A 6,986-nucleotide genomic window follows, 5' to 3' on the forward strand; every position below is an offset into this window, starting at 1 on the left:
GGACGGATAGAAGCCAGCCCTGGACAACTCCGGATGAGGTCATCTGGCTTTGGCCGAGATGCCATGCTGTTGGACAGTTGTGGACGGTCTTGGACGGAGGACGGGCATGGGTCGGCCGGGGGTACTGCAGAAGCCGGAACTGCCAGACGGACAACACAGGAAACTCAACGACGCTTTGCACCGCCTACACCTGCTTGCCGGCAGGCCGAGTCTCGCGGTCATGACCCGCGAGCTACGAGACGCGAACATCTCGAAAGGCACGATCCACAATGCGTTCAGCAGCCCACGGTTCCCGAAGTGGGAAGTCGTGGACGCCCTGATCGAAATCCTCGCCTCCAGGGCGCCAGGTCTGACACCTGAGCAGCAACTGCGGCCCATCTACGACTGCTGGGTGCAGGCCGCTGAGGCTGATGGGCTTCCAATCGCTCAGCCCCTCCCGCGATTGGTCCTGCTTGCCGACATTGAGCATTTCAGCAGCCACGACGACATGACACAGGCTCATCTACGGCGTCGACTTTACGATTTCGTCGACCGCTTAATGGCCACTGCCGGGGTCGATGCAGGGCAGAGGCACCGTGCCGATCGTGGTGACTCAGTTATGGAGCTGATCGACAACACCACTGCGTTGGCCCCGATCCTGCGTGCCCTGTTGGGACAAGCGCCTGCCTACCTCCGCGACGGGAACCAGAGGCTGCATGGCACCCGCCCTACGCGGCTACGCATCGTCCTCGCCACCGCGCACGTGACGATCGACAACCACAACGGCTGGATCGGCGCCGAGCTCAACGCCGCGGCCCGACTCCTTGACGGTCATGCTCTACGAGAGGCTTTGCGTAAGAGCGATGATGATGTGGCGTTGTGCCTATCTGATCCCGCATACCAGGAGGCGGTACAGGCGAAGCGGGGCGGTGTCTCGCCTGCCGACTTCAGGACGTCCTTTGAACAGGTGGGCGTCGAGACCAAGAATGGTCTCGTGCCCGCCTGGCTCGCCAAATTCCTGTGACCGTCTGGGCTCCCGCCTTGCATCACCTTGGCGGATCAAGCAGCGCAACCGAGGGAGGATCGCCGGACGGGCCTTAGTCGGCCCAGCCAAGCTCCTTCTCGATCTTCATGTTCATTGCGGCTTCCTGGCCATATATGCACCCTTCGTAGACGCGATGGATCACCTCGGACGAGTTGCCGACCATCCTTGCGACCTCGGCCACGGGCACGCCAGCGTTCAGCCACGTCGTGATGCAGGTGTGTCACAGGTCGTACGGCCGTCCCCCGAGGATGGACGCCTGAAGGTCCGGCAGGAGCGCGTACTCCCGAGCGTCCCGCCACACGCGCCAATGCGTACTGCTGCCCACCAGGCCGCCCCGTTCGTTCGTGAAGAGCCGTCCGTCCTTGGCCGTGCCGAACTCGTCCGGTGGGGGGACTGTCCTAAAGGGATTGTGTATGCCCCGGTGTGCCCCGTCTGGCATGAGGTGTGACCTCAGCGGGGAAGGATCACCGATGGGCACCAAGGACGAGCGGCCCCGCGAGAGTTCGAACATCGTACGCACGGGGGCCGAGTTGGCGAGACTGACCGAGCTGGACCGCGAGTTGGCCGAGCAGCTGGTGAGCCGGGCCCGCAATGAGGGCGTGAACCTGGTCGGGGAGAACGGACTACTCAAGGGGCTGGTGAAGCTGGTCCTGGAGGGCGCGCTGGAGGCCGAGATGACGGATCATCTCGGCTACGAGAAAGGCGATAGGGCCGGGGCAGGGTCGGGCAACTCCCGCAACGGGACTTCGCGCAAGCGGGTGCTGACCGACGTCGGGCCGGTCGATCTCGACATCCCGCGCGACCGGGCCGCAGCTTCAGCCCGCAGATCGTCCCGAAGCACACCCGCCGGGTCGAAGGCAGCGATCAACACCCTCGCTGGCTACTACGGCGACCGCGTCACCGACAACCAGTAGTCCCACCACACGACACAGAAGAAGCGTCAGCACCAGGGCTTACACAAAGAAAAAGAAACTCCCGTGTCGGGGGCGTGGGAGCGTGGTCGTGGATCGTGAACAATGACCTGTGGGGTTGCATGAGCGTGGTGTGGGCGACGACGTCGCCGGAATCGGAGCGGTTCTCCTCAGGCGAGAGGCATTCGGACGTGAGGGGTCTGTCTGACCGCTTCAGCAAACTGCGTTCTCGTGGTCAGGGGTACCTCGAAGTTCGGTTGCCGGACAGTGAGTTTCCTCAGTTGACCCTCGGCTTCCGAGGTGATCACGCGGTCATCCATCTGATCAATGACGCTGCCGGGATGTCTCTTCTCGTAGGAGATGGCACCGTCCCTTCGGGTGCCGTGGTCGACGTCCCGATCATGGACGACCTCACAGAGTTCACGGGCGACTTTGTCCTGAGTGTCGAAACGGCGTGGGCCCTTGTGCGCAACTTCATCCGGACAGAAGCGCCCAGTGATCTGGGCGAGTGGTGTGAGTTGTAGCCCCTGCTCCAGTTCGGCGGCTGACATCACCAACTGGCATCAACGGCGACGGACAGCCCCGGATCAGTCCGGATGCTGGGGAACCCGACTCCGCCAGCGACCACGTAGATCCCGCAGGTGCCCCAGGACCCCGATCGAACTCCTAAAGCGGGTGTCGAGGGCACCAGCGCTGCCCCGAGGAGACGCCCCACGCGCTCCGCTGTCAGAACCTGGTGAGACCGTGTCCCGCACGGAGAACGCGCTTTTTGAACTGCCTGCGTCCAGCACCCCCGAGCAGGCCGTGATTGCTCACTTCCGACTCGGCAGCGAAGGCTTTGGCGAACCTGCCGAGCGCGCACGGTTCTTCGATGCGGAACGTGCCATGTCGGCAGCCGTCGAAGCAGCGGGGGTCGGTGAGGTGGACGGAAACGAGTTCGGTGGGGGTGAGGCTGTGCTGTATTCGTACGGCCCGGACGCCGATGCCCTCTTCAAGGTGATGGAACCGGCTCTGCGCGAGCTTCCGTTCCGGCCGGCGTACGTCGTCCTCCGTCGCGGAGATGCCGGGGACGCGGGAGCCGTCGTGTCTCGGGTCGACCTGTGAAGTGTTGCGTGCCAGATGGCGTGCCGGAACAACCGGAGAATCAGGGTCACCAACGGTCACTCCAAGGGCCCACCCACGACTCCTGCCCAGGACCATTTCCGCACGTCAGGAAAGCGGTGGGACTGATCGGGCCTGTGATTCCCAAGCTCAGAGCGCGGGTTCGATTCCCGTCACCCGCTCCAACCACGAAGCCCCAGGCAGAGGCCCCGGGCTTCGTGGCTGCCCAGCCTCCTTCCCGAGCCATGGCGGGAAGCCTGCCGTCAGGCGCGCGGCGCGGTGGTGTGACGGCCGAAGCCGCTGGTTTGCCACGTGCTGCCGTCGGAGGTGACGGCGAAGCCCTCGGCATCCGGCAGGCCCTCCAGCCAGGTCCGGGCCCGGTCACCCATGGCGTAGGCGGCTGTGGCCCAGGCGTCGGCGGCGGTCAGGGTGGGACAGACGACGGTCACCGAGGCGAGGCCAGTGACCGGCGGCTCGCCGGTGTGCGGGTCGATGATGTGGCAGCCGCGCTCCGCGGGGCCCGATGTGGCCACGGCCGTCTCGTGGGCCTCGGCGCCGACCTCGACGACGGTGGCCAGCGCGCCCCGCGTCAGCGGGTCGGAGATCCCGATCCGCCAGGGCCCGCCGCGTAGTTGGACGTCACCGCCGCCGTTGACACACACCGCGTCCGCACCCGCTGACGCCAGCACTCGCGCCGCCCGCTCCACCGCCCACCCCTTCACCAGGCCCGTGGGGTCGAAGGCGTTCCCGTGGCCGCCTTGATAGCGCGCCGTGAACCAGCCCCCGCTGTGCCGCTCGGCGTCCTCGCACAGTCGCAGCACGTCCGACACCTCCGGATCACACTGCGCCAACGCCAGTTCGCCGCGGGCCAGTCGGCTGATGCGGCTGTCCGGGCGGTAGGTGGAGAAGGTCTCGTCCGTGTGGTGCAGAAACGCCACGGCCTCCTCCAGCGCCGCCCGCACGCGTGAGGCGTCTGAGAAGCCCCGTACGTCGAAGGAGAAGACTGTGCCCATGACGTGCTCGGCATGGCGCATCCGCGCGGCCTCGGACGCCTCGGACGCCTCGGACGCCTCAGACACCGGCCCGGTCCAGGGCGCTCTGCAGGGACTGCTTGTAGCCCGCGCTGGTGTAGGTGGCGCCGGACACCGAGTCGATGTTCGCGCTCTGAACCGCCAGCGTCTCCTGGTTGAGCTTGGGGATCGCGGTGGAGGAGATCTCCTCGCTCCTCGGCGACGAGGAGGGCGACTGGACGGCTGTCGCCCCGGTGATCCTGCTGCCGGTGAGCGTGATCCGTACCTGGACCGGGCCGTACTTCGTCTGGGCCGTGGACCCGGTGACGGTACGGGTGGTGGGCGCGGCCGACGTGGTCTTCGGTGCGGACGGGGCACTGCTGGTCTTCGCCGGTGCTGCGGACGCGGAGCGAGACGCCGGCGTACTCGGGGAGGACGAGGCGCGTTTGCGCTCGGTGGTCTTCGACGGCGAGGCCGACGAGGACGGGGACGGGGACGGGGAGCCCGAGGACGCCGTCGCGGACGGCAGGGCGGTCGCCGTGGCCTGCATGGTGGGGGCGTCGGCCTGAACGAGCGACGGGTCCGTGGTGGGCTTGAGCGCGAGCAGCGCCACTATGCCGGAGACGGTGGCGGCGCCGGCCAGCAGGATGCGGCGGAGCGGACGGTTCTTCTTCACAGGGCTCACCGGGCTCAGAACTCGAAGGACTCGTGGTGGATACGCCGGTCCGGGACGCCTGCCTCACGGAGCGCGCCGTACGACTCCTCGGCCAGTCCCGGTGGCCCGCACAGGTAGACGTCGTGCCGGTCAATGTCCGGAAGGATCCTGCGCAGCATCTTCGCGGTGATCGTGGGTCGCCTGCCGTCCGACCTGTTGACCGCGTACAGCAACTGGGCGCCGCGCGCGTCCGCGATCGCCTCCAGCTCATCCCGCAGCGCCAGTTCCTCGGCCGTACGGGCCCGGTAGAGCAGGGTGACGTCGCCGGGCGCGCCGGGCAGCGTCTCGAACAGCGCCCGGAGCGGCGTGATGCCCGCCCCGCCGGCGAGCAGCAGCACCTTGCCGCGGCTGCGGCGCGCGGCCGTCATTGCCCCGTACGGCCCCTCGGCCCAGATCCGCGTGCCCGGCTGCAGGCCAGCCAGCGCGGCGCTGTGCCCACCGACCGCCTTGACAGTGATCCGTAGCAGGTCGGGGCGGGGAGGTGCCGACAGCGAGTAAGGATTCGCGGTCCACCGCAGTCCCTTGGCCAGGAACCGCCAGCGGAAGAAATGCCCCGCCTCGGCGCCCAGCCGGTGCAGCCGCCGCCCCCGGATCAATATGGACACCACGCCCGGCGCCTCCTGCACGACCGACTCGACCCGCATGCGGTGCCTGAGATTGAGCCGCACCGGGGTGAGCACCCGGTACCAGAGCACCAGGGCGCCGACGGTGACATACAGGGCGTACCAGGCCATACAGGCGGTGGCGTTGCCGAGGAACTCGGCGCCTGTGGTGAGCTGGTGCCAGAAGGCGAGATAGACGGCGGCGTAGGTGAGCAGGTGCAGGTAGTACCAGACCTCGTAGCGCATGCGGCGCCGCACGGCCCCCGCGGACACGATGCCGACGAACAACAGCATCAGAGTGCCGACGGTCGCCTCGATCATCTCGGGGTAGTCGGTCACGACGGAGACCGTCTGGGCCACGATGCCGGTGTCCGCCTGGATCGCGTAGCCGTAAAGGATGAGCACGATGTGGGCGACGACCAGCGACAGCGCGTAACGGCCGCTCATCGCGTGCCAGCGCGCCACCCGGTCGGAGCCCACACGGCGCTCGAGGGCAGGAACACGCGCCATCTGCGCGATCACCAGGGCGATCACATACCCGGCGAGCAGTCCGGTCATTCGGCCGGCGTTCACCAGCCGGTCGGCGGTGGTCGCGGCGACGGCGGGGGTGTTCTGCCACCACAGCCACAGGACGGCGCCCGCGCCCGCCCAGGCCAGCACGAGCAGGGGTATCGCGGGGGAGCGCCGGGGGCGGATTCCGCGCAGGGCCTGTCGCCTTCCCGCCCTGCCGTGCCGGATCGTCGTCAAGACTTGCTTCCCTCTGCTTGCCTGGTGCCGCGGCACCTTACCCCCAGGTCGGTCTCCCGCATCAGGGGCACGGGGCCGCGACCGAGGAACCGGCATCTGTGCACCGCCGTGCCCGACGCCGCGTATCTGTGCCATCCGCCCGCGCCCGGCGTGGCGGTGCAGCTGAACGCCAGATGACCAGCAGAGACCCGTTGGCGACAGGCACCAGGCTTACAAAGCGGTGGTCCCCAAGCACGCACTGCGCACCAGCTGACCCGGTGACTGCACAAAGCGTCGGATCACCGATCGGCCACCCGGCCGCCCAGGAAGAGCTGCGGCTGCCGGTCCGCCGGCTTCCCGCGGACTCGGCCATTACCCGAGAGGTGAAGGCCGGCGGACGGCCTTCGCGGCATCCTCGGGACATGTCCAGCGCAGTGATCGGGGCCGTGGCCCTCTTCTTCCTCGGCATGGGCCTGCTGGGGCTCATTACGCCCGCCGCACTGATCCGGCCCTTCGGTATCGAGCTGACCGTCCCGGAGGCCCGTACGGAAGTACGGGCGGTGTACGGAGGCTTCGGCGTCGCCACCGGTGTGCTGCTCGGCTGGGCGGCAGCTGCCCTTGCTGCCCTCCGCGGCGGCGCTACCGCGGTTCCCGAATGCGGTGATCAGTAGCGAATGTGTGCGGATAACCTGCAGAATATGCCCTATACCTCCAAATATATCGTGTGTGGCAATATGTCATGCGTGGCTTTTGGCGCTGAAGACAGGCGAGAGGAGTGCATCATGATCGCCAAGCTGCTCGGCAAGCTGTCCTTCACCCGCCACTACGGTGCGTACGGGGCCCACGAATGGGATGCGTACGCCGGCGACGCCTAGGACTGACCGCACTGGCGGCGGG

At 67.6% G+C, this 6,986-nt stretch carries 7 protein-coding genes and 1 pseudogene; 5 read left to right on the forward strand and 3 right to left on the reverse strand.

Features of this window, described 5'->3' with window-relative positions; genetic code table 11:
* The first annotated feature begins 220 nt into the window (after positions 1 to 220).
* The 4 genes and pseudogenes from ACWGI8_RS11715 to ACWGI8_RS11730 all read left to right on the forward strand — a co-directional run bounded on the left by ACWGI8_RS11715 (position 221) and on the right by ACWGI8_RS11730 (position 3,039).
* Positions 221 to 1,003, forward strand: a complete 783-nt coding sequence (locus ACWGI8_RS11715; RefSeq protein WP_453660054.1) for a hypothetical protein — start codon at positions 221 to 223, stop codon at positions 1,001 to 1,003.
* Positions 1,004 to 1,563: 560 nt separating this feature from the next.
* Positions 1,564 to 1,889, forward strand: a pseudogene (locus tag ACWGI8_RS11720) (transposase); the annotation flags it as partial.
* A 144-nt stretch (positions 1,890 to 2,033) separates the two neighbouring features.
* A complete protein-coding gene (locus tag ACWGI8_RS11725; RefSeq protein WP_453660062.1) occupies positions 2,034 to 2,459 on the forward strand; it encodes a hypothetical protein in 426 nt (141 codons plus the stop codon).
* A gap of 361 nt (positions 2,460 to 2,820) precedes the next feature.
* Complete coding sequence (locus ACWGI8_RS11730) at positions 2,821 to 3,039, forward strand: hypothetical protein (protein ID WP_453660056.1); 219 nt, start codon at positions 2,821 to 2,823, stop codon at positions 3,037 to 3,039.
* A 260-nt stretch (positions 3,040 to 3,299) separates the two neighbouring features.
* On the opposite strand, the gene ACWGI8_RS11735 is transcribed toward ACWGI8_RS11730, so the two are convergent.
* From ACWGI8_RS11735 to ACWGI8_RS11745, 3 genes are read right to left on the reverse strand one after another with little or no spacing between them, the layout of a single operon-like run.
* Positions 3,300 to 4,049 (reverse strand): FAD:protein FMN transferase, encoded by a 750-nt coding sequence (locus tag ACWGI8_RS11735; RefSeq protein WP_453660064.1) that lies wholly within the window; start codon positions 4,047 to 4,049, stop codon positions 3,300 to 3,302.
* Positions 4,050 to 4,107: 58 nt separating this feature from the next.
* A complete protein-coding gene (locus ACWGI8_RS11740) occupies positions 4,108 to 4,722 on the reverse strand; it encodes an FMN-binding protein (protein WP_453660058.1) in 615 nt (204 codons plus the stop codon).
* Between the two features lie 14 nt (positions 4,723 to 4,736).
* Positions 4,737 to 6,068, reverse strand: a complete 1,332-nt coding sequence (locus tag ACWGI8_RS11745) for a ferredoxin reductase family protein (RefSeq protein WP_453660065.1) — start codon at positions 6,066 to 6,068, stop codon at positions 4,737 to 4,739.
* 443 nt (positions 6,069 to 6,511) lie between these two features.
* On the opposite strand from ACWGI8_RS11745, the gene ACWGI8_RS11750 reads away from it, so the two are divergent.
* The gene (locus ACWGI8_RS11750) at positions 6,512 to 6,760 is read left to right on the forward strand and encodes a DUF4345 family protein (RefSeq protein WP_453660060.1); all 249 of its coding nucleotides are present in this window, start codon (positions 6,512 to 6,514) and stop codon (positions 6,758 to 6,760) included.
* The last annotated feature ends 226 nt before the right edge of the window (positions 6,761 to 6,986 follow it).

This window comes from Streptomyces sp. NPDC054841 (assembly GCF_053611045.1).